General features: G+C 40.0%; 24 protein-coding genes. 18 read left to right on the top strand and 6 right to left on the bottom strand.

Annotated elements, in window-relative coordinates; translation table 11 throughout:
* Positions 1-47: 47 nt before the first annotated feature.
* Entirely contained in the window at positions 48-1,037 is a 990-nt protein-coding gene (locus tag C4F40_RS02305) for a LacI family DNA-binding transcriptional regulator (RefSeq protein WP_196937764.1), read from the top strand.
* An 8-nt stretch (positions 1,038-1,045) separates the two neighbouring features.
* On the opposite strand, the gene C4F40_RS02310 is transcribed toward C4F40_RS02305, so the two are convergent.
* Positions 1,046-1,522 carry a methionine-R-sulfoxide reductase gene (locus C4F40_RS02310; protein ID WP_196937765.1) on the bottom strand — a complete coding sequence of 159 codons (477 nt, stop codon included), beginning with the start codon at positions 1,520-1,522 and terminating at the stop codon, positions 1,046-1,048.
* Between the two features lie 517 nt (positions 1,523-2,039).
* Here C4F40_RS02310 and C4F40_RS02315 point away from each other — a divergent pair.
* From C4F40_RS02315 to C4F40_RS02390, 16 genes are all read left to right on the top strand, one after another.
* A complete protein-coding gene (locus tag C4F40_RS02315; protein WP_196937766.1) occupies positions 2,040-3,320 on the top strand; it encodes a cytochrome c3 family protein in 1,281 nt (426 codons plus the stop codon).
* 38 nt (positions 3,321-3,358) lie between these two features.
* Positions 3,359-6,364, top strand: coding sequence for a TAT-variant-translocated molybdopterin oxidoreductase (locus tag C4F40_RS02320; RefSeq protein ID WP_196937767.1), 3,006 nt, complete (start codon positions 3,359-3,361; stop codon positions 6,362-6,364).
* A 29-nt stretch (positions 6,365-6,393) separates the two neighbouring features.
* Positions 6,394-7,878, top strand: coding sequence for an NrfD/PsrC family molybdoenzyme membrane anchor subunit (gene nrfD, locus C4F40_RS02325; RefSeq protein ID WP_196937769.1), 1,485 nt, complete (start codon positions 6,394-6,396; stop codon positions 7,876-7,878).
* 6 nt (positions 7,879-7,884) lie between these two features.
* Positions 7,885-8,421 carry a DUF3341 domain-containing protein gene (locus C4F40_RS02330; protein ID WP_196937770.1) on the top strand — a complete coding sequence of 179 codons (537 nt, stop codon included), beginning with the start codon at positions 7,885-7,887 and terminating at the stop codon, positions 8,419-8,421.
* On the top strand, positions 8,414-9,043 hold the full coding sequence (locus tag C4F40_RS02335; RefSeq protein ID WP_313784903.1) for a c-type cytochrome: 630 nt from the start codon (positions 8,414-8,416) through the stop codon (positions 9,041-9,043). Before C4F40_RS02330 ends, C4F40_RS02335 begins: the two co-directional genes overlap by 8 nt.
* 19 nt (positions 9,044-9,062) lie before the next feature.
* Complete coding sequence (locus tag C4F40_RS02340; RefSeq protein WP_196937773.1) at positions 9,063-10,298, top strand: quinol:cytochrome C oxidoreductase; 1,236 nt, start codon at positions 9,063-9,065, stop codon at positions 10,296-10,298.
* Positions 10,299-10,338: 40 nt separating this feature from the next.
* A complete protein-coding gene (locus tag C4F40_RS02345) occupies positions 10,339-11,679 on the top strand; it encodes a cytochrome c oxidase subunit II (RefSeq protein WP_231389891.1) in 1,341 nt (446 codons plus the stop codon).
* 27 nt (positions 11,680-11,706) lie between these two features.
* Complete coding sequence (locus C4F40_RS02350) at positions 11,707-13,581, top strand: cytochrome c oxidase subunit I (protein WP_390881605.1); 1,875 nt, start codon at positions 11,707-11,709, stop codon at positions 13,579-13,581.
* A 21-nt stretch (positions 13,582-13,602) separates the two neighbouring features.
* Positions 13,603-14,646, top strand: a complete 1,044-nt coding sequence (locus C4F40_RS02355) for a COX15/CtaA family protein (protein ID WP_196937775.1) — start codon at positions 13,603-13,605, stop codon at positions 14,644-14,646.
* Positions 14,647-14,676: 30 nt separating this feature from the next.
* Positions 14,677-15,585 (top strand): heme o synthase, encoded by a 909-nt coding sequence (gene cyoE, locus C4F40_RS02360; protein WP_196937776.1) that lies wholly within the window; start codon positions 14,677-14,679, stop codon positions 15,583-15,585.
* A gap of 4 nt (positions 15,586-15,589) precedes the next feature.
* A complete protein-coding gene (locus C4F40_RS02365) occupies positions 15,590-16,174 on the top strand; it encodes a cytochrome c oxidase subunit 3 (protein ID WP_196937778.1) in 585 nt (194 codons plus the stop codon).
* Between the two features lie 9 nt (positions 16,175-16,183).
* On the top strand, positions 16,184-16,921 hold the full coding sequence (locus C4F40_RS02370) for a cytochrome c oxidase subunit 3 (protein ID WP_196937779.1): 738 nt from the start codon (positions 16,184-16,186) through the stop codon (positions 16,919-16,921).
* Positions 16,922-17,060: 139 nt separating this feature from the next.
* On the top strand, positions 17,061-17,438 hold the full coding sequence (locus C4F40_RS02375) for a cytochrome C oxidase subunit IV family protein (protein WP_196937781.1): 378 nt from the start codon (positions 17,061-17,063) through the stop codon (positions 17,436-17,438).
* A 5-nt stretch (positions 17,439-17,443) separates the two neighbouring features.
* Positions 17,444-18,166: an SCO family protein gene (locus C4F40_RS02380; protein WP_196937783.1), complete on the top strand. Its 723-nt coding sequence runs from the start codon at positions 17,444-17,446 to the stop codon at positions 18,164-18,166.
* Between the two features lies 1 nt (position 18,167).
* The gene (locus tag C4F40_RS02385; protein ID WP_196937785.1) at positions 18,168-18,710 is read left to right on the top strand and encodes a DUF420 domain-containing protein; all 543 of its coding nucleotides are present in this window, start codon (positions 18,168-18,170) and stop codon (positions 18,708-18,710) included.
* A gap of 158 nt (positions 18,711-18,868) precedes the next feature.
* A complete protein-coding gene (locus C4F40_RS02390) occupies positions 18,869-19,324 on the top strand; it encodes an ABC transporter ATPase (RefSeq protein WP_196937787.1) in 456 nt (151 codons plus the stop codon).
* A 27-nt stretch (positions 19,325-19,351) separates the two neighbouring features.
* Here the strand turns inward: C4F40_RS02390 and pckA are convergent, their stop codons facing one another.
* Together pckA and C4F40_RS02400 are read right to left on the bottom strand one after the other, a co-directional pair.
* A complete protein-coding gene (gene pckA, locus C4F40_RS02395; RefSeq protein ID WP_196937789.1) occupies positions 19,352-20,965 on the bottom strand; it encodes a phosphoenolpyruvate carboxykinase (ATP) in 1,614 nt (537 codons plus the stop codon).
* Between the two features lie 737 nt (positions 20,966-21,702).
* Complete coding sequence (locus C4F40_RS02400) at positions 21,703-22,605, bottom strand: S66 peptidase family protein (protein ID WP_196937790.1); 903 nt, start codon at positions 22,603-22,605, stop codon at positions 21,703-21,705.
* Between the two features lie 147 nt (positions 22,606-22,752).
* On the opposite strand from C4F40_RS02400, the gene metG reads away from it, so the two are divergent.
* Positions 22,753-24,822 (top strand): methionine--tRNA ligase, encoded by a 2,070-nt coding sequence (gene metG, locus C4F40_RS02405; protein WP_196937793.1) that lies wholly within the window; start codon positions 22,753-22,755, stop codon positions 24,820-24,822.
* Positions 24,823-24,905: 83 nt separating this feature from the next.
* On the opposite strand, the gene folP is transcribed toward metG, so the two are convergent.
* The 3 genes from folP to C4F40_RS02420 all read right to left on the bottom strand — a co-directional run bounded on the left by folP (position 24,906) and on the right by C4F40_RS02420 (position 26,952).
* A complete protein-coding gene (folP, locus tag C4F40_RS02410) occupies positions 24,906-25,745 on the bottom strand; it encodes a dihydropteroate synthase (protein ID WP_196937795.1) in 840 nt (279 codons plus the stop codon).
* A 141-nt stretch (positions 25,746-25,886) separates the two neighbouring features.
* Entirely contained in the window at positions 25,887-26,366 is a 480-nt protein-coding gene (locus C4F40_RS02415) for a DUF4920 domain-containing protein (RefSeq protein ID WP_196937797.1), read from the bottom strand.
* Between the two features lie 7 nt (positions 26,367-26,373).
* Positions 26,374-26,952 carry an L-threonylcarbamoyladenylate synthase gene (locus C4F40_RS02420; protein WP_196937798.1) on the bottom strand — a complete coding sequence of 193 codons (579 nt, stop codon included), beginning with the start codon at positions 26,950-26,952 and terminating at the stop codon, positions 26,374-26,376.
* Positions 26,953-26,962: the final 10 nt, after the last annotated feature.

Consider the following 26,962-nt stretch of genomic DNA (forward strand, 5'->3'; position numbering starts at 1 on the left):
TAGATTGTGCTTTGTTAAATTATTATGGTTAAAATTAAGCCTACTTCATGAAAAAAAGATTGTCTATTAGCGATATAGCCAAAAATCTAGGAATATCTGTAACAACCGTTTCATTTATATTAAACGATAAAGCGAAAGAAAAGAGAATAAGCGATGCATTGACGCATCGTGTATTAGACTATGTGAAGAAAGTAGGGTATAAGCCTAATCAGTTGGCAAAAAGTCTCCGTACAGGTAAATCAAAAACCTTGGGGCTGCTTGTAGAAGATATTTCCAATACTTTTTTTGCAAATATTGCGAAGCAAATTGAACAGAGGGCTTACGATCATGGGTACCATATTTTGTATTGTAGTATGAATAACGACGTGAATCGGGCTAAAGAGCTTATCCAGCTTTTTCATGATAGACAGATAGACGGCTTTATCATTGCGCCTACAGAAGGGCTTTCTGAAGTGATTCATAATTTGCTTAAAAATAATGTTCCCATCGTGTTATTCGATCGTTTTATAGAAGATTTAGATACCAATTACGTCGTGTCGGAGAATAAGCAAGCTGCGTACATGGGGTCTAAATACTTATTGGATGACTTAAAGGCTACAAAAGTTGGGATGCTTACAATCAATTCTGCACAGACGCAGATGCGGAGCCGTCTGGATGGTTATATGCAGGCGATGGATGAGTTAGGCAGGGATGCTGTCATTAAGAAAATTCAGGTTGATCAACCAGATGAGGTCACGATTGATCTGGTACGTGATTTCATTGTCGACAACAAGCTAGATGCGGTTTTCTTTGCGACTAACTATATTGCAATAATTGGACTCAAGGCAATTAAAAAATACAAATTAAGTATAGATAAGATCGTATCTTTTGATGATCATGCTATCTTTTCGCTATTCCACACTCCGGTTACTTCATTAGCTCAGGATATCAAGAGTATCTCAGATCATATTATACAGATTCTAATTTCCGAGATCAATGGTAAAAGCAAGGGATACCAGCATATCGTTATCCCTTGTGAATTAAAAGTAAGAAACTAGTTCTTTTCTTACTGGCCTTTTGCCGGTACAAATTTCATGGAAAGGGAGTTTACGCAGTGTCGTGTGTTTTTTGCGGTAAATCCTTCCCCAAGAAACACATGACCTAAATGACCTCCGCATTTTTTACAAAGTATTTCTGTTCTTCTGCCATCGGCATCGGTTATTCGCTGCACGGCGCCTGGAATCTCATCTTCAAAGCTCGGCCAACCACAGTGTGATTCAAATTTATCCTCCGAATTGTAAAGGGGGGCATCGCACCGCTTGCATACGTATGTTCCTTTTTCCTTATTTTCCAGCAGCTCACCTGTAAAAGGCCTCTCCGTCCCTTTATGTAAAATCACGTATTCCTCTTCTGCTGTTAGTTTGTTGTATTTCGTTGTGTCTTCCATATGTTGTTGTACTGAATGTTGTATTGACTGTGAGTTGCCATTCGTGCATGCACTTAATGTCAGCCCTACTATTAAACTAAAAATAAACAAGTTCATATTGATTTCATTTTAAATAAAAGTAACAAAGATTGCTTCGTTACTTCGCGCCTCGCAATGATGATTATAGCAGTGGTTGCATACACGTCAATGCGAGGAGGCACGACGCGGCAGTCTTTTTAGTGGATCATGTGTTTATATTGTGTTGTACTCATAACCCTTTTAAGTACATCTTTGTTTTACAAAAAATATATTTATTCCCACTAAATTACGAATAATAGAAGACGATAAAAAGGATTTTTAACATATCATAATCGTATTGATGTCATTTTTAAAAAGTTAATTTTTTTTTAAAAGAAGAGACCGGTAAAATATTTCCTTACGGTGGTTTGAGTGGCTTAAATAGACGTTTAATTGAATTATTTAGAATGAATTTAAATTGATATTTTGCGTCATTAAATTGTCACTGATTACTTAAATAGTTATACTTTTGTGCATTGTTTTATGGGAGAATTCCACATTGCAATTAAGTTAAGTAATTTTTATATTCATAAATAAATAGTATAAAGTGCTAAATATGAGAAATATCTCATCCGTTTTGGGAAGACTTGCGAAGTCAATATCGGTCAGTTTGGTGTTGTTATTTGCCGTTACGATGACATCAAATGCGCAAGATGTAAAGGAAGGTGCAGCCCTTTTTAAAGCAAATTGTACAACGTGTCACAAGATTGACAAGAAAGTAACAGGTCCTGCTTTAGCTGGGATGTCCGAGCGTCACTCCGAAGAGTGGTTGGTTAGCTGGATCAAAAATTCTAAAGCAATGGTTGATGCAGGTGATCCTGCAGCTGTCAAGATCTATGAAGAATACAATAAGATGGCGATGACTGCGTTCACCCACTTATCTGACGATCAAATTAAAAACATTATTGCTTATGTAGGCGATGAGGAAGCTAAATTAGCGGCGAAGGCGGCTGAACCCCAAGTCGCTGGAGCTGGACAGAGTAGTGGAGCTAATAACTTCATGATCTTTGGTTTGGTGGCGATCTTGATTTTAGCGATTGGTGTGGTGGTTGTTTTAAACCGTGTAACCCGTACGCTGGAAAAAGTGCTTATTAACAACCAGGAAGCTATTCATGCGGCCCAAGCCAACGAGGAAGCGCATGCAGAAAGCCGTAATGCGAAATTCGCAAGAGCATTTTTGAAGAACAAAAAGCTAGTCGGTTTTGCGGTGTTAATGCTGGTTGCTTTATTGGCTGTAGTCGGATGGCGTACCATGTGGAATGTGGGCGTGCACGAGGGGTATCAACCTGTACAGCCGATTAAATTCTCGCATCAAATTCACGCGGGGGTAAATCAGATTGACTGTCAATATTGTCACGGTGGGGCGTATAAATCGAAGAATGCGTCGATCCCTTCAGCGAATGTGTGTATGAACTGTCATAACACAGTAACGGCTTCTGATCACTATGAAGGAGAACTTTCTCCGGAGATCGCAAAATTATACCGTGCAGTAGATTTTAATCCAGATACACGTGAATACGGTAGTAATCCAAGACCTATCGAATGGGTAAGGATTCATAATCTTCCAGACTTTGCTTATTTCAATCACTCGCAACACGTTTCGGTTGCTGGGGTAGAATGTCAAACATGTCACGGTCCGATCGAGACAATGGAAGAAGTATACCAATACTCTCCGTTAACAATGAAATGGTGTGTAGATTGTCATAAGACTACTGAAGTGAATGCCGATAATGCATACTACGATCAGTTGATCGAAGCGCACGAGAAATTGAAGAAAGGTGAGAAAATGACTGCAGCCATGATCGGTGGTCTGGAATGTGGAAAATGTCACTATTAATAATTAATTAGGAAAACGCAATCTTATATACAGCTTAAATGGATAGCAATAAAAAATATTGGAAAGGTTTAGAAGAGTTAAATCAAACTCCTGCTTTCATAGAAAGTAATAAGGGGGAGTTTGCTGAACCTATTCCTGTAGAAGATGTATTAAATGAAGCAGGTTTAAGTACAAGAACACCACGACGTGACTTTTTAAAAGCACTAGGATTCGGTTTAGGAGCTGTTACACTAGCAGCTTGTAATCGGACGCCTATTCATAAGGCGGTGCCTTATGTCATCAAGCCGGAAGAAGTTACACCGGGTATACCTAATTTCTATGCTTCCTCTTTTAACGGACAAAGTGTTTTAGTAAGAACACGTGAAGGGCGTCCTATTTCAATTGAAGCTAATCCGAATGCAATTGGCTTGAATCAAGGAACGGATGCGCCTACAGTCGCCTCTGTTTTGGATCTGTACGATATGTCCAAATTACAAAACCCACAAATTGGTGGTAAAGATGTTGAATGGGCGAAATTAGATAGCACAGTTATTGCTTCTTTGGATAAAGCTGCAGCTGCAGGAAAGCAAATTACAATTGTTTCGAATACGGTGAATTCACCGACAACGTTAGCTACGATAGCGAGATTGGCGACTAAATACCCTACTACGTCTCATATTCAAGTCGATGCGATTTCATATGGTGGTATTATTGAAGCGAATAGGAATTCGTTTGGTAAAGCCGTAATTCCTTCTTACCATTTTGCGAATGCACAGGTTGTCGTTTCGGTAGCCGCAGATTTCTTGGGATCTTGGTTAGCAGGTGAAGAACACACACAAGATTATATTAAAAACCGTGACTACAAATCATTGAAAAATGGTAAAATGTCACGCCATATTCAGTTCGAATCCGGATTGAGTATGACAGGATCTAACGCTGACGTGCGTATCGCTATTAAACCGTCGGAAGAAGGCGCTGTTTTAATTGCATTATATAACGAGATCACGGGTCAAACGATAGCTGGTGGTACGACCAATGCAAAGGCACAGACTGCAATCAAATTAGCGGCTAAAGAATTAGCCAATGCAAAAGGTGCAGCAGTAGTGGTGGCGGGATCAAATGATATCAATACCCAAGCATTAGTAAATGCGATCAATACGCAACTAGGTGCTTACGGCGCAATTATTGATTTAGATAATTATTCTAAACAATATCAAGGTTCAGATGCTGCTTTCCAACAGTTCTTAGCGACAGCTAAGGCGGGTCAGGTAGGTGTTGCCTTTTTCTTGAATAGCAACCCGATTTATGATTATTTCAACGCTGGCGATGTAAAAGCTGCTTTAGCTAAAGTGGATTTCACCTTGTCTTTCGCTGATCGTGCTGATGAAACTGCCTCGGAATTAAAAGCGATTGCACCGGCTTCTACATTCTTAGAATCGTGGGGCGATGCTTCGTCTAAAGAAGGACTCTTTACGATCGTACAACCCACTATTAACCCTGTGTTCAATACCAGACAAGTTGAGCAAAGCTTGTTAGTATGGGCTGGAGATACGACTTCCATTTATGATTTCGTGAAATTAAATTGGGAAGCCAATATTCTTCCAGGTACAGGAAAAGTATGGAAAGACATATTACAATCTGGTTTCGTCTATAAAGGTTCTAGCACTGGTTCATCGTATTCGGCTAATGTAGATGTAAATTCGGTAGCTTCTGCTATCGTAAATGATAGTAAGAAAATTGCAGGGGCGGTAGAATTAAAATTATACGAGTCTACCGTAATGCGTGATGGACGTTACGCAAATAATGCATATCTCCAGGAATTACCTGATCCTGTATCTAAAGTGACGTGGGATAACTACGCCGCTATAAATCCTAAATTTGCAGAGGAATTGGGATTAGGCGAAAATGGTAAAGTTACTGTAGAGGCAAATGGTCAATCGATCGATCTACCTGTTGTGTTGCAACCTGGTCAGACTATGGGAACGGTTTCGGTCGCATTGGGATATGGTCGGACTAAAGTAGGTAAAGCTGGTAATGAAGTCGGAAAGAATGCGTTCCCATTAGCAAGCTTAATAAATGGTACCGTACAATTGGCCGCACAAGCTAAAGTTTTTAAAGCTGTCGGTACTTACGAATTAGCACAAACACAAACACATCATACGATTGAAGGACGTAATATTATTCGCGAGACAACTTTTGCTAAATATTTAAAGGATCCTAATTCAGAGTCAGGTCGTTTTGCGGATTCGCATAAAACGTATGATTTGTGGAACAAATTTGAGCAACCCGGTCACAAATGGGTGATGGCGATTGACTTGAATGCGTGTACAGGTTGTGGTTCATGTATTGTAGCATGTAACGTAGAAAATAACATTCCGGTTGTAGGGCGTGACGAAGTACGTCGTCGTCGTGAAATGCATTGGTTACGTATCGACCGTTATTATACGATCGAAGAGAATGGTACTAAATTTACAAAGGAGAAAGAAATCGCGGATATTCAAGATTTCGAAAATGTAACAGTTGTACACCAGCCTATGTTGTGTCAACACTGTGAGCACGCTCCATGTGAAACGGTTTGTCCGGTATTGGCGACAGTCCATTCTTCAGAGGGTCTTAACCACATGGCATATAACCGTTGTTTCGGTACACGTTACTGTGCAAACAACTGTCCGTATAAAGTGCGTCGTTTCAACTGGTTTAATTACTGGAATGATTCACGTTTCGATAATTACTTAAATAACGAATTTACACAACTGGTATTGAATCCGGATGTAACTACACGTTCTCGTGGAGTAATGGAAAAATGCTCTATGTGTATACAACGTATTCAAGGTGGTAAATTACAGGCGAAAATCGAAAATCGTAAATTGAAAGATGGCGATGTGAAAATGGCCTGTCAAGCGGCTTGTTCGGCAAATGCTATTATCTTCGGTGACGCTAACGATCCGGAATCAGAAGTTTCAAAAGCACTACGAAATGAGCGCGTTTACTACGTCTTGGAGGAAATCAATGTTCAACCGAATATCGGTTACATGACGAAGGTAAGAAATACATTTGAAGCGTAATTTTATTCAATATCTGAAATAAAAAAACTATGTCATCGCATAACGAATCAATATTAAGAGAACCATTAGTAACCGGCAAGAATATCACTTATGCTAAAGTGACTGATGATATCTTGCTTCCGGTTGAAAATAAACCAAACAAAGCTTGGTGGATAGGATTTATTGTAGCTGTCTGCGGAGCAATGCTATGGGTTGTGAGTGTTGGCTATACCTTTTGGACGGGTATCGGCGCTTGGGGTCTGAATAAAACAGTAGGTTGGGCTTGGGATATCACCGACTTTGTATGGTGGGTAGGTATCGGTCACGCAGGTACGCTGATTTCGGCCGTGTTATTGTTATTCCGCCAAAACTGGCGTAACTCTATTAACCGTTCTGCGGAGGCCATGACTATTTTTGCCGTAATCTGTGCAGCGACGTATGTTGTAGCACATATGGGGCGCCCGTGGTTGGCCTATTGGATTTTTCCATTACCGAATCAATTTGGTTCATTGTGGGTTAACTTTAACTCTCCACTAGTATGGGATGCATTCGCTATCTCGACTTACTTTACCGTATCCTTGGTATTTTGGTATTGTGGTTTGTTACCAGATATCGCGTCAGTACGTGACCGTGCGACGGGCCTTAAGCGAAAAATTTATTCTATCTTCTCATTCGGATGGAGTGGGTCTGTAAAGACTTGGCAACGTTTTGAAATTGTATCCCTGATTTTAGCGGGTATTTCGACACCACTGGTGCTTTCGGTGCACACGATTGTATCCATGGACTTTGCAACTTCTGTAATCCCTGGATGGCACACGACTATCTTCCCTCCATATTTTGTTGCAGGGGCGATTTTCTCCGGTTTTGCGATGGTACAGACATTGTTATTGATTCTTCGTAAGGTGTTAAACTTTGAGAACTACATTACCATGTTCCACATTGAATCGATGAACAAGATCATCATGGTAACCGGGTCTATTGTTGGGGTAGCTTACTTAACGGAGTTATTCATTGCATGGTACTCGGGTTCGGAATACGAGCAGTACGCATTTGCAAACCGTATTGCCGGTCCTTATGCGTGGGCTTATTGGGCGATGATGACCTGTAACGTGATCTCACCACAATTGTTTTGGTTCAAAAAGATCCGTACAAGTATTCCTATTTCATGGATACTGTCCATCGTGGTAAATATTGGGATGTGGTTCGAACGTTTTGTCATTATCGTGACGTCATTGCACCGTGATTACTTACCTTCTTCATGGGCAATGTTCTACCCAACATGGACGGATGTAGGTATATTCGTGGGCTCGATTGGTTTGTTCTTTACCTTATTCTTATTGTTCTTGCGTTTCTTACCAGGTATCGCAATTGCAGAGGTCAAATTATTATTGAAAAGCTCAAGTTTACAACAAAAAACGAAATTGGTTCAGGAGGGTGCATTCCCGGATGAACAGGTGGAGTTCTTCAAGAAGTCCCTCGGTAAATACGATTCTGTTACAGAGGAAGATATTAAGGCATTAGACGTTAGAAATTAATAAGCAATGAGCAATACAAAATATATATTAGGTAGTTTTGCCGATCCGGATGAAATGATGCACGGGATCGACAAATTGCAGGCTAGCAATATCAGCATATATGACTGTTTTACACCTATGCCTATACACGGTATAGAGGCAAAGTTGGGCGTGAAGCCTTCACGTTTACCTATCGCGGCGTTTATCTTCGGAGCTATGGGTACTGTTTTGGGATTTAGTTTGTTGTACTATACCATGGCTTACGATTGGCCGATGAATATTGGTGGTAAGCCGTCATTACCTTTGCCAAACTTTGTCCCGGTTACATTTGAGGTAACCATATTGATATGTGCTTTGGGTATGGTGGCAACTTTTTGCTTCCGTAATCATTTATTCCCAGGACGTGCACCCCGCGTGATGGATTTAAGAGCAACGGACGACCGTTTTATTATCGCAATAGACGCAAATGAAAATACAGACCACGCTTTTATTGATAATTTGTTGAAGGAAGCTGGTGCAGTAGAGGTTAAATACAATGAAAGAAAATATGTTAGTTATGAATAAGAAGAATTTTCTTGGAACTGTATGTGTAGCTGTCGCATTAGCAGCAGTGGTTTCTGCCTGTGGCGATGGTACTACGCGCGATGCAGGTTGGGAATTTTCGCGCAATATGTACGATCCGATTGCTTATAATCCGGATCAACCGAATAATAATTTTAAAAATAATCAGACTGCACAGACTCCGCCTTTAGGTACTACGCCGATCGGTTTTGAACGTTTTGAATTCGCAAATACGTTGGAAGATTATCAGCGTGCTGGCGCTGAGCTAACTAATCCTTTAGCGGTAACTCCAGAAAACCTAGCACAAGGCGAGCATTTGTTTTTAGTAAACTGTGCCATGTGTCACGGTGCTGAAGGTAAAGGAGATGGCGCGATTACCAAGGACCGTTTTGTGGAAGATTCACGAGGTAGGCGCCAGTTGGAGAATTTTCCTCCTCCACCGTCGTATTTGAAATCTACTGGATCGGTATCCTCTAGGGGAGGTGCTATGAGTGATTTGACAGCAGGAAAAATTTATCATACCATTTATTACGGGTTGAATGCCATGGGATCTCATGCTTCTCAATTAAATCCAGAAGAACGCTGGAAAGTAGTAATGTACGTACAAGAATTACAAAAAAAATAATCTAACATCGATTTTATAAATGGGAACTCACAGTCATCATCACGATTATAATTTCAGCGAGCAATATAAATTTGCTGGTACCGCGAAGGTACTCAGTTTAGTTGCTATCGTTGTAGGAATAGTTGCAGTCGCGCTCGGTTTGTTATCGAGTGATCACATCATGGTTGAGCGTACATATGCGAATCTTTTATTGATGGGGTATTATTTTACTTGTGTGTGTGCTGCAGGAGCTTTCTTCGTAGCATTACAATTAGTAACTCAGTCAGGTTGGTCTGCCGGATTAATCCGTATTCCTCAGGCAATGGCAAGCATTTTGCCGATCGCTTCTATTATATTGTTTATCATTGTAGCCTTAGGCTTATCTACACATAATTTGTATCATCACTGGCACGCAGATGGATTGATTGATCCCAACAGCCCAAATTATGATGCGCTGATAGCCGAGAAAGCAAGTTATCTGAACATGCCTTGGTTTTTGGGCCGCCAGATTATTTTCATGGGCTTGTACAGTGTATTTGCGGTTATATTAGCGAAGCTATCTTACAACGAAGATTTAGTAGGAGGTTTAAACTCGTACAGACAGAGCTTTAAGTTATCGGCGATATTTTTAGTCATATTTGGTTTTACGACACCTATTTGGTCATTTGATACCATCATGTCATTGGAGGCTCACTGGTTCTCTACGATGTTTGGTTGGTATAATTTTGCTGCTATGTGGGTAAGTGGATTATGCGTAATTACATTGATCTTGATCTTTTTGAAGAAAGCCGGTTATATGTCATGGGTTAATGAAAACCATTTGCACGATTTGGGTAAATTGATTTTCGGATTCTCGATTTTTTGGACTTACGTATGGTTTGCACAGTTCATGTTGATTTGGTATGCAAACATTCCTGAAGAAACAGTGTATTTCTACAAACGTTTTGAACCGGAATACAAACCATGGTTTTGGATCAATATAATCATTAACTTTGTCGCTCCTTTGCTATTGTTGGTAGATAGAGATGCAAAACGCAGACTTAATATGATGGCATTCGTTTGTATTCTATTATTATTAGGCCACTGGTTAGATTATTATATTATGGTAATGCCGGGCACGGTTGAAACACATAGAGGTTTTGGATTTATTGAAGTCGGTACAGCTATAGGTTTTATGGGTATTTTTATCTTTTTGGTGATGAATAAATTGAGCAGGCACCCGTTGGCCGCCAAGAATCATCCTCTCTTAGATGAAAGCTTACATCACCAAATTTAATAGCGAGAAAAAGGAGTTACGTTCAAACGTTTTTTAAGAAATGAAGTTAAAAATAAATAACAGATTCAAATCCATATTGGGTTGTCTACTACTAATCAGCTTATTTTTTGCTGCACCCGTTCTAGCTTATCAACAGGATTCTGTTGTAGTGGATACTATAGCAGGGGAGGAGACTTCCGCGTCAGTAAGCGTTGAAGCCATTGTGGCAGATACAGCTACTTCGGTTAATGGTATTGCGGCAGGAGCTGATTCTTCTGCGGCAGCTGCAGGGTTGTCAAGTGACGCGGCTAGCGCAGCGTCAACCGCGGCAGAAGTGAAACAAATAGACCCACAAGTTTATAAAGACTTTTTCTATTATGTTTTGTTATTCTTGGTTATCTGTACCGTTATAGCTGTCGTTGGCAAAGTTATCTCAATATACGAACTGACACGCAAAACCGAGGGAAAATACAATCCCCTTGCGAATAATACCTTGCAAGCGGTGTTATTGTTGGCGTTTTTAGTCTTCTTCTTGTGGGGAGTCTATTATTCATATTCGGTATGGGGAAGTTGGTCTTGGAGAGATGCCGTTACGGAACACGGTGAGAAGATCGATACGATGTTTATCATTACATTAGTTATTACGACTTTCGTGATGATCGTTGTACACATTCTTCTACTTTCTTTTGCTTATATCTATAGAATGCGCGCCAACCGTAAAGCATACTTTTTACCACACAACGATACGATTGAAAAAATCTGGACTATTGTACCAGCTGTTGTGTTGACGGTATTGGTATTGTTCGGTTTCTTTACCTGGAGATCCATTACCAGTGTTCCGGAAGATCTTCAAAAATCGGCACTTCAGGTGGAGGTTTTAGGAGAGCAGTTCATGTGGCGGGTGAGATATCCTGGAACGGATGGTGAGATGGGTAAACGTAATTACAAATTGACGACTGCAGATAATCCTTATGGTATAGATTTTAACGATAAAACTTCTTGGGATGATATCTCGGGTGAACATATCGTATTACCTGTTGGTAGATCGGTGCGATTCCACATTATTTCCAAAGATATTATCCACTCTTTTTTTATTCCTGATTTTCGCGTTCAAATTAATGCGGTACCCGGTATGACGAATTACTTTCAGTTCACACCAACGGTAACTACCGAAGAAATGCGGGATCGTATGAATGATCCGAAATATGACTATGTCATGTTGTGTAATAAAATTTGTGGATCAGCTCATTATAATATGCAAAAGAAGGTAGTGGTAGTTACTGAAGCAGAGTATAAGCAATGGTTGGGTACACAAGCCAAATATTTCACGGAAGATTTGCAGAAGGAATTTGCGCAACAGAACAAAGAAGTTGAGGGTATCACTACTGCTTCATTAAATTAATAGAACAAAGATTTTTTACAATAGAATATGTCTAGTACAGTTATATCGCACGACGCAGCACATCACGGTTCACATGATCACCATCATGAGACATTCTTGACTAAATATATATTCAGTCAGGATCACAAGATGATTGCTAAGCAATTCTTGATTACAGGTATTATTATGGCGGTTTTTGCCATGTTGTTATCTATATTGTTTCGTATTCAATTAGCATGGCCAGATAAGGATTTCCCTATTTTGGAGGTGTTTTTAGGTAAGTGGGCTGAAGGGGGCCGTATCAAACCGGAGTTTTTTCTTTCTTTAGTGACCATACACGGTACAATGATGGTTTTCTTCGTATTGACGGCTGGCTTATCCGGTACGTTCAGTAACTTGTTGATTCCCTATCAAATTGGTGCACGTGATATGGCATCTCCATTTATGAACATGTTGTCCTATTGGTTCTTTTTTATAGCTTGTGTTATCATGCTTGCATCTTTCTTTGTAGAAAGTGGCCCAGCGTCGGCCGGATGGACTATTTATCCTCCGTTGTCGGCTGTTCCTACTTCTATTTCGGGATCGGGATTGGGGATGACGTTGTGGTTAATCAGTATGACATTATTCATCGCTTCTCAGGTAATGGGCGGTGTTAACTACATTAGTACCATATTGAATATGCGCACGAAAGGTATGGACTTATGGAGAATGCCATTAACGATTTGGTCGTTTTTCTTGACGGCAATCGTTGGTTTGTTGTCATTCCCTGTTTTAGTATCTGCTGTGGTATTGTTGATCTTTGATCGTTCATTTGGTACATCATTTTATCTGTCTGATTTGGTCGTTCAAGGGCAGATTTTGCCAAATGAAGGTGGGTCACCTATTTTATTCCAGCATTTATTCTGGTTCTTAGGTCACCCGGAAGTATATATTGTGGTGATGCCTGCTTTAGGTTTGACATCTGAAGTAATTTCCACAAACTCCCGTAAACCTATCTTTGGATACCATGCGATGGTTTATTCATTAGTAGGTATTACCGTATTATCATTTATCGTGTGGGGTCACCACATGTTTGTAACGGGTATGAATCCGTTCTTAGGAGGTGTATTTATGATCACTACCTTGATTATCGCGGTTCCTTCGGCGGTGAAAGCATTTAACTATATTGCTACATTATGGCGAGGTAATATTCGTTTTACACCTGCGATGCTGTTTGCAATCGGTATGGTTTCGTTTTTCGTGTCGGGTGGTGTTACAGGTATTTTCTTAGGTAATGCGGCTTTGGATATCAACTTGCACGATACGTATTTCGTCGTTGCGCACTTTCACTTGGTAATGGGTTCGGCTTCCATCTTTGGTATGTTGTGTGGTGTATATCACTGGTATCCTAAGATGTTTGGTCGTATGATGAACGCAAAATTAGGGTATCTACATTTTTGGTTGACATTTTTAGGTGCTTATTTGGTATTCTTCCCAATGCACTTTATGGGAATAGACGGTGTTCCTCGTCGTTATTATGCGTTCACTGAATTTCCGTTTATGGAGAAATGGATTTCCGTAAATATTCTTGTTACTTGGGCTGCTATTGTCGCTGGATTGGGCCAAGTTGCATTTTTAGTTAATTTCTTCGGATCAATTTGGGGCGGTAAGAAAGCAACACAAAATCCATGGAAATCAAATACATTAGAATGGACTACACCAGTAGAACATATTCACGGGAACTGGCCGGGAGAGATTCCTGCAGTACACCGTTGGCCATATGATTACAGTAAGCCAGGTCATGATGATGATTTTATCTCTCAAGTTGTGCCGTATTCTCAGACAATGAGTTCCAATTCTTATCACGATTTTGAAGGAGATGAGGAGGCTATCGCAATACAGCGAGAATGGAATAAGGAAAATAATAGATCGGTAGAGGAGTAAGACGTAAACCAAAAAGAAAGCATGTATCCCAGAAGTGAGAAACGATTTGTTACAATAAACAGGATTACGATCGTTGTCTTATTTCTGGTAATTACAGCGGGTGGGGTGGTAAGGAGTACGGGGTCTGGAATGGGATGTCCAGACTGGCCTAGGTGTTTCAACCAGATCATTCCTCCCACAGACGTTACTCAATTACCAGAGGGGTATGAAGAAGAATATATAGCTGGACGGGCTGCTAAGAATCAACGGTTCGCAAAGATGGTAGATTTTTTTGGTTCTGCGGAAATGGCTGATCGGATTCGGAATGATAAATCCATATTAACTCACGAAGAATTTAACGCCGCTAAGACTTGGACCGAATATATTAACCGTCTTGTAGGAGTTGTTGCAGGGTTTTGTCTGTTGTTTTCCGCTCTCTTTGCATCTACATATATCAAAACAAAACCATCCATATTTATATGGAGCGTTCTTAATCTTATTGCCGTAATAATACAAGCGTGGTTAGGCTCTATCGTTGTCTCGACTAATTTAATGCCTTGGATTATTACCGTACATATGTTGTTAGCATTGGTTATAGTTGCGATAAGTATTTATACGTTTTACTTGGCAACTACACTTAGAAACAAAACGATACTGGTGAATTATCAGTATGCGAGTGTGAAAGTCATCGCCATCCTGTCTATTATCATTACGCTGATTCAAGTGGTATATGGTACGGAAGTACGGGAGGGAATAGATCATTTGAATGATGAAGGCGTATCTCGATCGGAATGGATTGACGCTATCGGAAGAAATTACGATATACATCGTTTTCTTTCATATATCACATTGGCGATTACAATTCTATTTTTCTTTTTAGTGAAGAATAGGTTTAGTCGCTTGTCGTTACAGAGTAGATATGCTTGGATAATATTGGCCTTAGTATGTTTGCAGATGTTGTCGGGTCTTATTATGGCTCATTTTGATGTGCCGGCATTTGCCCAGACAACGCATTTAGTAATTGCTAGTTTGTTTTTTGGAGCACAATATTATTTGATGCTTTTGATGACAAAGTTGAAAAGGTAGGTTAGGTAGATTTTTGGAGGTGTCGTATAAATGAAGACTTTTATTTCAGATTTTAACAAACTAGTTAAATTGCGCTTAACGTTAACTGTTGTTTTTTCTGCATCTATTTCATTTTTGATAGGAGCGAAGCAACAGGGTGATGTCATGTGGTTCAATTGGCTTATGCTTACCATTGGTGGCTTTTTGGTCACCGGTGCAGCAAATGGTTTTAACGAGATTATTGAAAAGGATATCGACAAACTAATGAAAAGGACGATGGATCGTCCGTTGCCTTCGGGACGGATGAATACCGGTCAAGCGTTAGTGCTCAGTCTTTTTATGGGTATAGCAGGTACATTGGTATTAGTGCAGCTGAATTTTGTCGCTGGTTTATTATCCGTGTTTTCAATATTTCTCTACGCTTTTGTGTATACACCTTTAAAGCAAAAGTCGCCTATTGCGGTTTTTGTAGGTGCATTTCCCGGAGCATTACCGCCATTGATTGGTTATTACGCGGCATTTCAGTCTGCAGGATTCGGATTAGCCTATGCCGAAGTAAGTGAGGCGGCAATTGTCATTATTCCATTGGTGTTATTTGGAATTCAGTTTTTATGGCAATTTCCACATTTTTGGGCTATCGCTTGGGTGGCAGAAGAGGATTATAGTAACGCAGGCATTCATTTATTGCCTACAACAAAGAAGGACGGCGTATCGGCAACTTTGATTTTCTTTTCTGCCTTGTTAATGGTACCTGCAGGTTTTTTGCCAATGTACTATGGCTTTGGAGGTTGGGTGTTTACCCTTTTGGCGCTGATCGGCGGTCTTCTTTTTACATGGTATGGATATAAACATATGATCGAAAGAACGGATGCTTCTGCCAAGAAGGTTATGTATACGTCGTTTTTGTATCTGCCCTTAACGCAGTTGGTGTTGTTATTTGACTTTATGCCTTTACAATAGAATAATGGAAAACGAGGAATTAGAAGTAGCTGAGTTATTACGCACACGAAAGGCAAAGAAATTTAGTCTTTGGTTGGGTTTGATTGGAATGTTTATGATGTTTGCTGCTTTATCGAGCGGATTCATTGTGTATACAGCAAGCGGTGTTGACAAAGGAATCAAAACAATTTTGCCACACGCATTTATATACAGTACAGCAGTAATTATTTTAAGCAGTGTGACCATGCATTTAGCTTTTCAGGCCGCAAAAAGAGGACAGTTTGTAAAACAGAAATCTCTGCTACTGTTTACAATACTATTGGGACTGATTTTTCTTGTGTTGCAACTGAATGCATGGGGAATTTTGACAGAAAGAGGGATTTATTTTATTAATAATAACGCTTCGCAATCTTTTATATACATATTTACAGGGTTGCACTTAGCACACATTATAGCGGGAATCATTGTTCTATTTAGATGTTATATAGGAGCAGCAAAGCCTATAGCGCATGATTACAATGTTTTTCGAATGGATCTGGGCGCAATTTTTTGGCATTTTCTAGATCTTTTATGGATTTATATTTATGTTTTCTTACTTTTGAATCAATAATAGTAAACAATGAGTACAACAGTATCGCAATTGGATAAGGTAAAAGACGGCCCGTGGAACGGTGGCAAGTCTCCTTGGAACTTAGAGTATGGAAAAATCATGATGTGGTTTTTCTTAGTGTCGGATGCATTTACATTTTCTGCATTCTTAATTTATTATGGTACTCAAAAATTTGCACAACCTACCTGGATTGATGCGGATAAAGTGTTCCAATCTATTCCTGGTATTGCGGAATCTGGACAGCCTTTGGTGTTCGTCGGTATCATGACATTTATCTTAATTATGTCATCGGTAACTATGGTGTTAGCGGTGGAAGCAGGACATCGTAATGCAAAAAACGAGGTGGTGAAATGGATGTTATGGACAATCTTGGGAGGTTTGTTGTTTGTGGGGTGTCAGGCTATTGAATGGACGCATTTACATCACCAAGGATTTTGGTTTGGACGTAATCCAGCAACGGGTTTGGAAGGAGATCAGGCTATTGCAGATGCATTAAGGCCGTATTTTACAAATGATATCTCGTATACGGCGGCCTTGCAATTTTCGAATCTATTCTTCACCATTACTGGTTTTCACGGATTCCACGTTTCTATTGGTATCCTTTTAAATATAATTATTTTGAGTATGACCCTTAATAATACATTTGAAAGAAGAGGCACGTATTTGATGGTTGAAAAAGTTGGTTTGTATTGGCACTTTGTGGATTTAGTGTGGGTATTTGTATTTACTTTTTTCTACTTGATCTAATTGACAAAGTAAAAATTATCTAAAGATGAGTTCACTGGAACTCGATTAAAAATAAAAATTAAAAAACAGGTGTTGTCAAAGAGTATTTGATAAGAATAATTAGCTCAATACTCAATACGCAATACGCAATACTAAAAAAATGGCTAATCACGATCATATTGCTACACATGATGCGCACGAGCATGCAGATGGAATGGACAAAAAAAGAATTTGGTCTGTATTCTTTATTCTGTTGGCGTTAACTGCATTAGAGTTTTTAATTGCATTAGGCTTTGTTCACCATTGGGGGATTTTACAAAAGGGAACTTTGGTAAACGTTATTTATATCATTCTCACATTAGTGAAGGCTTTCTATATTGTCGCTTTCTTCATGCATTTAAAGTTTGAAAAATCTAGTTTTATAGTCTGTTGTTCGATAGTATTTCTTTTTATTATCTATTTCATCGCACTGATGTTAATTGAAGGAGACTTTTTATTAGGCGCATTTCAAAGTCACCCATTGTATCCAAATAAATAAATTGAATGAGTAATACTACTCAAAAAAGGAGTTTTTCAAAAATAATTATCCTGGCCATTGTTTTGTTGGTGCCAGGATTTTTATATTTATTGCTCAATCGTATTGGGTCCAATGAATATGTGAAGTTGCCAGTGTATGGTGAGAAATCGCTATCTGGAAAGGTGAATAGAAAAATGGGCAGGGAAATTCCGGATACAACATATCATCAATTAACGCCCATCGACTTTATAAACAGCGAAGGAGATACCATCCATTTTCTTGGATCGGATAGCGTAATTACAGTAGTGCACCTTTTTTACACAAAAGACACCGCATTGTCTCGGAGCATGATGGATAATCTCTTTACTATCGCAAATAGATTTAAAAATAACTCTTCCGTGCGTTTGCTGTCCATTTCCGTCGATCCATCGGACATCCCGGATAGCTTGAAAAGCTATGCGCGACCATATGATACACTGATTGGAAAGTATTGGAATACTGTGAGTGCGCCTCATGTTGACCTGTTGAAATATGCGCGGGAAGAAATGTTGATTGATGCGATGCGGAATCCGGTTGATACGAATACGTTTGTCATTAGTAATAATTACTTGTTGATAGATTCACAACGTCGTATCAGAGGTTTTTACGATATAAATTTAAAGACTGAAGTAGACAGATTAGAAGACGAAATCAAACTCCAGATGGTAGAGGAAATAAGAAATAATCCGTTAAAAGTAGAGCAGCGATAAAATGGCAATGACAGAAGAAGAAAAGAGATATAAGGGTTGGATTTGGACATTATCTGTTATAATCCCATTGGCAGTAGCGGCTTTATTTGGTGTTAACTTAAGGAAATTGGGATACGATGTAGAACCACTTTCTTTCTTGCCACCCATTTATGCATCTATTAATGGTTTAACGGCGGTGCTCCTCGTATGGGCTATTTCAGCGGTAAAAAAAGGTAATTTCAAGTTACATGAGGGATTGATCAAGCTTTGTATGCTGTGCTCTTCCTTATTTCTGATCATGTATGTTGCCTATCACATGACTTCAGATTCTACCCCTTACGGAGGTGAAGGTGCGATTCGGTATGTGTACTTCTTAATATTGGTAACACATATCTTGCTGTCAATCATCATTATACCTTTTGTTTTGTTTACTTTTGTAAGAGGAATTGCAGGTGCCTATGAACGGCATAAAAAATTGGCTAGAATTACGTACCCCATGTGGCTCTACGTAGCGGTTACGGGCGTAATTGTGTATATGATGATTTCACCATATTATACACATTAATCGACAAGTAATAACAGGAATAAAATCGAAGATTGTTTTTTATTTTTAATTTCCTCTATAAATAAGTTCTCAAAGGCCGAGGAGAGACCGAAAATTTGCCTTTATATCAAAACGCGATTATAATTGCACGGAACGGCAAATTTATCTATGTTTGAAAGATGAATAAGATTTGGATATATCAGGCGGATAGGATTCTTTCACAGCGAGAAAGTGGACAGGTTCTGGAAAGGATAAAGCCGTTTATTTCTTCGTGGACAGCCCACGGCAGTGCTTTAGCAGCGGATGGGTACATAAAACATGATTTATTTTTGGTTTTCGAAGTTAATGAAGAACAAGCCGGGGTAACGGGGTGCTCAATAGATAAATCTGTTCATTTCGTAAAATCACTGGAACAAGAATTTGGCGTTAGCTTTTTCGATAGGTTGAAGATAGCCTATCGGGATGCGGAACATGTGATTCAGCTAGTGGATCGTTCTGTTTTTGAAGAATTGATCAAATCGGGAACAGTTCATTCGCAAACTATCGTATTCAACAATATCCTAACGCATGCGTCTGAATTGGAGTCTAACTGGGAGATTCCTTTTCAAGATAGCTGGCATAGCAAGGTTTTCTAAAAAGGTCAGGGTTTAACCCTGACCTTTTTAGAAAACTGTTTTTGGTGCAGCAGATAGGATCTCTTCGCTAGCCCTATCTTCAAATTGTTTGAAGTTGTTTACAAACAGTTGGGCAAGTATTAGGGCACGCTGATCGTAGGCCTCTCTGTTTTCCCATGTATTCCTCGGATTAAGGTATGCGCTTGGAACGTCGGGACAAGATTGCGGTTTTAATATGCCGAACACGGCATGCGGTATATATTCTACCTCATCCAGATCCCCATTTATTGCTGCGTTTATCATCGCACGCGTATATCTGAGACTAATCCGTTTTCCTATGCCGTAAGGTCCTCCTGTCCACCCGGTATTAATCAACCATACGTTTACATCGGGATGTTTTTCTAGTTTATCGCCCAGAAGCTCTGCATATTTAATGGGATGTAGCGGTAAAAATACTCTTCCGAAGCACGCGGAAAATGTTGTTTGGGGTTCAGTTATACCAATCTCGGTACCAGCCACTTTAGCGGTATAACCCGAAATAAAATGATACATGGCCTGTTCTTTTGTCAACTTGGATATCGGTGGTAGAATACCGAACGCATCGCAGGTTAGGAAGAATATGTTCTTGGGGTTTCCGCCCAAGGACGGTTTTTTTGAATTCGCGATATATTCGATTGGGTAGGCTGCACGGGTGTTCTCGGTGATACTGGAGTCTGCATAGTTTACGGTATTGGAATTGGGGAAAAATGATGTATTTTCTAATAATGTATGTTCTTTTACAGCAGCAAATATCTCAGGCTCTTTCTCGGCGCTGAGATCCACACATTTCGCATAGCAGCCTCCTTCAAAGTTGAAAATTGACCCATCGGCCCAACCGTGTTCATCATCACCGATAAGCGCTCTATTTGAATCGGCAGACAACGTCGTCTTTCCGGTGCCGCTGAGACCGAAAAATAGCGCGACATCTTCGACTTTTCCTTCGTTAGCTGAGCAATGCATAGGTAACACATTGTGGTGATGAGGGAGAAGGAAGTTTAACACACTGAATATCCCTTTTTTGATTTCTCCGGTGTAGGCAGATCCTCCAATTAGTATTGTTTTTTTACTGAAATTGACGATCGTAAAATTTTCTTGTCTGGTGCCGTCCACTTTGGGATCTGCTAGGAATTCCGGAACTTGAAGAATAAGCCATTCCTGCTTAAAAGTTTGCATTTCCTCTTCCGTGGGTAGGATGAAAAGATTGCTGCAAAAGAGGTTTGCCCACGGTGTAGTATTTACCACCGTCACATTTAATCTGAAATGCGGATTGGCTCCCGCAAAACAATTTCGGATCCAGATTTCTTTTGTGCTTAAGAGATGAACCATTTTAGCATAGAGATGATCAAATATATGCGCTTCAATCGGAATATTAACTTCTCCCCAATCAATTGCACCTTCTGTATAAGAATCCTTTACAATAAATTTATCCTTTGGTGATCGGCCGGTAAACTTTCCAGTAGAGACACATAGTGCCCCGGTATCGCTTAATTTTCCTTGCCCAAGTGTCAACGTTTGTTGGGTGAGTATGTGTCGGTCTAGATTCCAGTTTATTTTACGCGATAGTAAACCCAATTTAGTAACGTCAATGAATGGACTTTTTGTCCCTAATTGTAATAGCTCCATATATATCATAATTTACGGAGCTAAGGTAAGAACAATGTTAAAATGAAAATAAAATAATGTAATTTTTATAAATATTGTTTTTATTCAGTGTTTTTAACGGTTTGTTTTATTAATATAATAATTTTTATTGAAACATTCGTGGGGTTTATAATGAATCTTTATGAGAATATTAATTGGGATTTTGCTAATGTTAAAAGAAGGTTTAATTTATACAGTTTGTCGCTCGCCGCGACGGGGCTTTCATTTTTTCTTGATAAAAAACGAAACAAAAAATCAAGACTGGGTCAATGTTACGCTAAAAGCTCTTGGATTTACTAAACAGCTCCAAGCCGTTGCACTTCGGGGATCTGTTCTTAACCCAAATCCAAAAGCTTTCTTAACGCTACATCGACCTAGGCCGTCCTTTTAAATCCAGCTGAAAATCTCGGTAGTATTGTTAAATAACAGCAAGAGCACTTTTTTCTTTCCATTTACAGTGGCGGAGAAACAAAGAGAATGAAGGTGGATGCGCGCGAAGGGAGAGGTCTTGGATCATTTCAGAAGCCCAACCAAAAGGGCTTCGGAATTTATCCCAGCCTGTGCATTCTCTTTGTGCGGGGAGACTTGTGCGAAAAAGCCGCCTTAAATGGGGGAAGCCCCTTGGTCCTTGGGGGCTCCAAGGACTAGGCCTCCGCGGCTAATGAGCGGAAACAAAACTGTATAAATTAAACCTTCATTTTTTTAACAACTACAACCTATTACAACGAATACGTTAAAGACACTTTTATATCTTCAACGTGAAGTTTTACCTTTTTTCCGAAAATCAAAGCCCTATTGTCATCCATATGACCTGCTGGAAATCCAAAGGCGACGGGGTAACTGAATTCGTTGACCTTGTTCATAACGATTTCCTCAAAACGCTGTCCAAATGGAGGATCGCTATCCCGCAGTGACGTAAAACTTCCTACAATAAGACCTTTTAGTTTATCAAATTTATGTGCTCTTTTTAATGTCCATAGCATACGATCAATATTGTAATGGGATTCTCCTACATCTTCGATGAACAGTATTTTGTCTTCGTAAAAGGGATCAGAAGCGGATGCAATGATACTTTGCAGAATGGCTAAGTTTCCTCCAATGAGAACCCCTTCGCTTTCTCCGGGACGATTAGGGAAATCGGTATTTGCATATACGATATCCAAAGGCTGTCCAAAAAGTGCATGTTTAAGCGACTCCAGCGCTTCGTAAGTCGAATCGGCGAAAGATTTTACCATCTGTCCATGGATAGTAGGAATGGCAAACTGACGCTGAATATGACTATGAATGGCTGTAACATCACTAAAGCCCACTAGCCATTTCGGTTTCGCTATGAATTTACTGAAGTCTAGTTTATCGATAATACGTACCGAACCATAGCCTCCCCGACCAGCTATGATTGCTTTAATTTGTGGATCGTCTAGCGCCCGTTGAAGATCTCGTGTACGTAGACTATCATCACCGGCGAATTGATGAAATTGTGCTGTTGCAGATGAACCAATCTGAACCGTTAATCCCCAACTTTCTAAGGTCTTTACACCGAGGTCAATATCTCCTTTTATATAGCTTGCCGGACATACAACGGCTACTTTATCACCGGGTTGTAGGTATGGAGGTATCTTCATGTATGATTTTAAGTTATGGTGTCTAAAAAAATGTCTATTCTAACGGAATATTATTTGATGTCTATTTATTAAGCTCAAATTGCGTTATCTTTGCAAACAATTTTACGATTTATTTTTTTAGTATTAACATTAAAAATACGATATATCTTGAGTACTTTATCTAAAAAACGCTATACTATTACTTCTGCCTTACCGTATGCAAATGGTCCTTTGCACATCGGGCACCTGGCAGGAGCCTATATACCAGGTGATATTTTTGTTCGCTTTTTGCGGTTGAATCATAAAGATGTGGTGTATGTGTGCGGTTCGGACGAACATGGTGCTGCTATCACGATCAAAGCAAAGAAAGAAGGGGTGACACCCACGGAAATTATCGATAAGTACAACAAACAAATTAAAGATAGCTTCGAAGAATTCGGTATTTCGTTTGATATTTATCACCGTACATCCGAGCCTATTCACCATCAACTGTCCCAAGAATTTTTCTTGAACCTATATGAAAAGGGAGAATTTATAGAGAAGTTCTCTGAGCAATATTACGACGAGGAATTTAATCAGTTTTTGGCCGATCGATATATTGTAGGAACCTGTCCGCATTGCCAGAATGACGGCGCGTACGGAGATCAATGTGAAAAATGTGGTACTTCACTCAGTCCGACGGATTTGATCAATCCTAAATCTACCTTAAGCGGAAACACGCCAATTTTGAAAGAAACCAAACATTGGTACCTTCCGTTAGATAAATATCAACCTTGGCTGGAAGAATGGCTTATCGAAGGCAAAAAAGGGGAGTTGAAATCAAATGTATTCGGGCAATGTCAATCTTGGTTAAAATCAGGGTTGCAACCGCGCTCTATGACTCGTGATTTGGATTGGGGAGTAGATGTCCCGTTGGCTGAGGCAGAAGGAAAGAAACTGTATGTATGGCTGGATGCGCCAATAGGGTATATATCGGCAACAAAGCAGTGGGCTATAGATAATGGAAAAAACTGGGAAGATTATTGGAAAACGCAGGCGAACCCCGAGGAGGATTCGACCTTGGTCCATTTTATTGGTAAGGATAATATTGTTTTCCACTGTATTATATTCCCCGCTATATTGCATGCACATGGTGGATATATTTTACCAGACAACGTGCCGGCGAATGAGTTTTTAAACCTTGAAGGAGACAAATTGTCTACTTCCCGTAATCATGCAGTATGGTTACATGAGTACTTAGAAGAGTTTCCGGATAAGCAGGATGAACTGCGTTATGTATTGACATCAATTCTGCCCGAAACTTCGGATAGTGAATTTACTTGGAAGGATTTTCAGGCTCGTGTCAATAATGAACTAGTAGCAATCTTAGGCAATTTTGTAAATCGTGTAATGGTCTTATCGCACAAATATTTTGATGGCAAGGTATTGAGCGGATCTGCGTTAACAGGTGCCGATCAAAATGTGTTCGAGGAGTTGTCAAAATATCCGGGATTGATCGAACAATCTATCGGAAGTTACCGGTTTCGTGAGGCACTATCTCACTTTATGAATGCCGCACGCCTTGGAAATAAATATTTAGCCGACGAGGAACCTTGGAAAATCATCAAGAGTGATGAGGAACGCGTAAAAACAGTGCTTTTCGTTGCTTCACAAATCGTAGCAAACCTAGCGGCTTTGGCCCAGCCCTTCTTACCTAAAACGGCGACGAAATTATTTGAAATGTTAAATCTGCCACAGCAAAGTTGGGAAAAGGCGGGACAGGTGGATGTATTGACTGATGGGCACCAGTTTGGTGAAGTGCAGTTGCTATTTGAGAAAATAACTGATGAACAGGTCGAATTTCAATTAAGTAAATTGACTCAGGCTAAGATAGATAATGCTAAGGCTGCTTTTGTCGCTACTCCAGTTAAAGCGAACGTGACCTTTGATGACTTTATGAAGTTGGATATCCGTGTAGGCACGATTTTAGAAGCCGAGAAAGTAGCTAAAACCAAGAAATTGTTGAAGTTAAAAATTGATACGGGAATCGACCAACGAACCGTGGTATCGGGAATCGCCGAATTCTTCACGCCAGCAGATATTATCGGCAAACAGGTTTCTATTTTAGTGAACCTCGAGCCTCGCGAAATAAAAGGAATTATGTCGCAAGGTATGATCCTGATGGCGGAGGATGCGGATGGTCGATTAGATTTTGTAAATCCTACCGGCGCAATTAAATCGGGTAGTACGGTGAGGTAACTGGAACAAGAATTAAGGATCAAAGAGCAAGGCTAATATGTGTTCTTTATCCTTGCTCTTTAATCGTTGTTCTTTCTTCATCATCAGTAAAACAAATCAATTAGCTGTTTTGCTTCTTTCACATCGTGTACACGTAGAATTTGAACACCACGCTCTAATAATAAGGTGTTTAGGGCCATGGTCGCATGCAGCGATTCTGCTGCACTGATCCCTAATTTTTTATAGATCATAGACTTTCTCGATATACCACCGAGAATAGGTAATCCGAGGTAATGTAATTCATTCACGCGATACAGCAGCTCATAATTCTGTTCCATTGTTTTTGCAAATCCGAATCCCGGATCGAGCAGGATATCTTTGACCCCCAACGCACGTAATGCCGCTATGCGCTCGCCCAAAAAGGTTGCAACATCAGTTACAATGTCATCGTAATCCGTATGCTGCTGCATGTTTTCCGGAAGACCTCGCATGTGCATTAAGATGTAGGGTACTTGCAGCGTTGATACGGTTTCGAACATCCTTTCATCAATTGTTCCACCCGAAACGTCATTGATGATGTGCACGCCAGATTTTACGGTTTCTTCGGCTACATCGGCCCGAAAGGTATCGATAGAAAGCAGTGCGTCCGGAAATTCTTTCCGTATGGCATGGATAACAGGCAGTGCACGATCTTTCTCTTCTTGAGAGGAGATCAGTGTTGCGCCGGGTCTTGAGGAGTAGGCGCCAATGTCGATGATATCAACCCCTTCCGTGATCATTTGTTCGGCTTTTTTCAGCGCTTTTTCCAGATTGTTATGCTGTCCTCCGTCGTAAAATGAATCCGGGGTTACATTGAGGATACCCATGATGATGGGCTTTTCGAAGGTAAGCAGCTTTCCGTTTACATTGATCGATTGCGTGGGATGCGTTTGAAATTTGTTCATAAAACCAGCTGTTTGATAAAAGAAAGTGACGCGTTATTGCCCGTACGTCATTGCGATGACCATAGCGAGAAAGCAATCTTCCGGACCTAATAAAAGAAAGACTGCTTCGTCGTCCCTTCTCGCAGTGACGATAGTTTGCCTTTAGTTCACAACAAGTATACCATCAGCAACGACCGAAATATCTTTCTTCGGTTTTGTGATTTTAGCTATTTCTGCGGCGCTTTTTCCTTTATCTTCAGCATAATGTTTTTGCCATTCTACTGACGTTTCTTTTACTTTTGCTTTGCCTTCGACGACGACCGTCTTCCCAATGATATCGGCAGGGACGAAATATGCATAATCTGTAAACCGCACCATGATGGGTTCTTGATCACCTTCACGTTTCAACGTGATGAAGCAACCTTTTTTCTTACAGACGTCGACTACCTCGCCTTCAATCTTTCCACTGAAAGTAGAATCTTTTTTGAAAGAATTTTCCAAGGTCTTTACCGAAATAGCATTTTCCTTATTTACCGTTTTTCCATAGGTTACTCCTGCCTTAGCCGGAGTAATTTTTTGTTGTGCATGGGCTACTGACAAGAGAATACCACATAGCGAACAAAGGGCGATTAACTTTTTCATATGTATACTATTTACGTAAAAATTCAAATTTTCCACTGGAGTCCATCTTCATAATGACCGAAGGCTTTCCCTCGCTTTTATCCTGCTGTCCGAATTTCACAATATAATCGACACCTTCTTTTATTTCATCGGATATTTCATTGAAAGAGCTTGCCGAAGCCATGCCGCTCATGTTTGCCGAGGTAGAGATGATCGGTTTTCGAAGCCGTTGCAATAATTGCTGACAAAAAGGATGCTCCACGATGCGGATTCCAATTGAACCATCTTCGGCAACGACGTTTTCAGGTAAATTTTTCGATTTGGAATATACTATTGTAAGCGGTCTATCTGTAGCTTCTATCAATTCATAGGCAATTTCGGGGACGTCGTGTACATAGCCCGCTAGTTGATTGTCACTATGGAGCAGAACGATCAGACTCTTGCTTTTGTCTCTACCTTTTAAGGCAAATACTTTCTCCACCGCTTCCCGGTTAGTTGCGTCGCAACCGATCCCCCATATTGTATCGGTGGGGTAAAGGATAAGCCCTCCGCTTTTCAACGTGTCGAGGGCTTTATTAAGGTCTTCTCGATCTACAAAATTAGACATGAATGGTGTG

Source organism: Sphingobacterium pedocola, assembly GCF_015209965.1.
Taxonomy (GTDB): Bacteria; Bacteroidota; Bacteroidia; order Sphingobacteriales; family Sphingobacteriaceae; genus Sphingobacterium; species Sphingobacterium pedocola.